The 2,068-nt window shown below is 36.4% G+C and carries 2 protein-coding genes; both read left to right on the forward strand.

The window, feature by feature from the left end:
* Positions 1-147: 147 nt before the first annotated feature.
* Positions 148-1,446 (forward strand): RNA-binding domain-containing protein, encoded by a 1,299-nt coding sequence (locus SOY52_RS04665; protein WP_320847815.1) that lies wholly within the window; start codon positions 148-150, stop codon positions 1,444-1,446.
* A 209-nt stretch (positions 1,447-1,655) separates the two neighbouring features.
* Complete coding sequence (locus SOY52_RS04670; protein WP_320847816.1) at positions 1,656-1,877, forward strand: hypothetical protein; 222 nt, start codon at positions 1,656-1,658, stop codon at positions 1,875-1,877.
* Positions 1,878-2,068: the final 191 nt, after the last annotated feature.

Below are 2,068 nucleotides of genomic sequence, written 5' to 3' on the forward strand. Positions count from 1 at the left end.
TAAAGTAGCAAGTAAAGTAGCAAGTAAAGTAGCAAAAAGAGTGGCAAAAAGAATTGAATAGAGTATAATCCATGATAGTAGGGATTGGCTGAAATAACTTAGGAAAGTTTTAGTGCTAATGATTGCGTGTTTAGGAGGCAATAGGTGATGAATATAGGAGTAGAAACTGAAAAAATAGAATTCAAGAAAACAACCGGTGAGCTCAAGGAAGGAATAACATCATTGGCTTCTATGCTCAATAAGAATGGCTATGGGGTTCTATATTTTGGAGTTAAGGATAATGGGGATGTGGTCGGTCAGCAAATGGGGGACAGAACACTTAGAGAGATATCTCAGGCAATTGCAAATTTCCTTAAGCCGCAGGTTATACCGACTATAGAACATGAATTGCTCGATGATAAAAACGTGATAAAAATCGAAGTGCGCGGTTCGGAAAAACCATATTCGGCATATGGACGTTACTATATGCGATCGGCAGATGAAGATAGAGAATTGAGTCCAACAGCCCTTAAGGAGTTGATGGACAGACAAACCTCATCAGATATTTTAACTTTAATTCCGGCTCCGATTCAGACGCTTACTTTTAATAAACTTAAAATTGCATATGTAACAGCTGGGCTGACAGTTGATCAGACAACTTTTGAAGATAATACAGGGTTGAAAAACAGCGATGGAAAATATAATATGATGGCTTTTTTGCTTGCTGATGAAAATGATATTTCGATAAAAGTTGTTACATTTGCAGGGAAAGATAAGACAGACCTTATAAAGAGAAATGAGTATGGGGGGACTTGTCTGATTACTGCTATTGATAAAGTAATTGATTACATGGAATCCATTAATGAAACTATGGTTATTATGGGAAATCATAGGCGCGCGGAAGAAAAACTATTTGATATGGCAAGCTTTAAAGAAGCTTGGCAAAACGCATGTATCCATACGAAGTGGGACAAAGGAAATCCACCTGCGGTTTATATTTTCTCTGACAGAATAGAAATTATATCTACAGGAGGATTACCTGTAGATTTAAACAAGGAAGAGTTCTACAAGGGGATAAGTAAGCCAGTTAATGCTAAATTGCAAAAGATATTTGGACAACTGGGTTATGTGGAACAAACTGGGCACGGTATTCCTCTCATTATCAGTAATTATGGGAAACAGGCTTTTGATATTATGGAAAACTTTGTTAATGTCACTATTCCATTTAATTATGAAAAAAAGAATAGTGATGGAACGGACGTTGATAATGAAGTTAGTCTTAATGAGGCGGAACAGCGTGTTATCAGCTATATAAGTCAAAAATCTAATATCACGATAAAAGAATTGGTTGAGGTAAGCGGATATTCTGATGGATATATAAGAAAAATTCTCTTTTCATTGAAAGAAAAGAAGGTTATTGAGCGCCAGGGTGGAAATAAAACTGGGAAATGGGTTGTTATAAGTTGAAAAATAATGGAAGAATTAGACGTAAGGTATAAATATTTGCAACGTGCTACAGTAATACTTGATAAGCGACTCCAAGCATTGAGGGCAACAAGCGTGCATGATGAACAACTGAAGGAGTTGTCTTTCCTGTTTATCTATTTGAGAGAGCATGTTTTAGCGTTGAAAACAATAATAATAACATGAGGGTCAAGTGTGCAGGGAGGAGAATGATGGCATACGAAATTGGCGGCCGTGCAGATAAATATGGAAATCGTTTTGAACTTATGCTGAAATCAAAGCATATGTGCTTGGCAAATACGGATTTAAGGTTTCATCTCTCTATATTGCTCAGACAAAGAAAAAAGCCGGAATACATGAGAGAGAAAACTACCATGCCGGTTTCAGTAAGGGGGTGGTTCCAAACTGTCCTAAAGAAAAGGAAGAGGCAATAATGGATGACTTCCGATATTTCAATATGATATGATTAGATACCTCTTTGCAAGCTTAATTTAGTCACTAAATTTATTTAATAAGGACAGCCTAGTAAACTGTCCTTATGAATAAAAGATATAATTGCTTAAATATCACCTTAATTGTTACGGCCCCTAATTACATAAGGCTCTGTTCTGCATTCAAGAGGGTT

Source organism: Bullifex sp. (genome assembly GCF_034103065.1).
Classification (GTDB): Bacteria; Spirochaetota; Spirochaetia; order Sphaerochaetales; family Sphaerochaetaceae; genus Bullifex.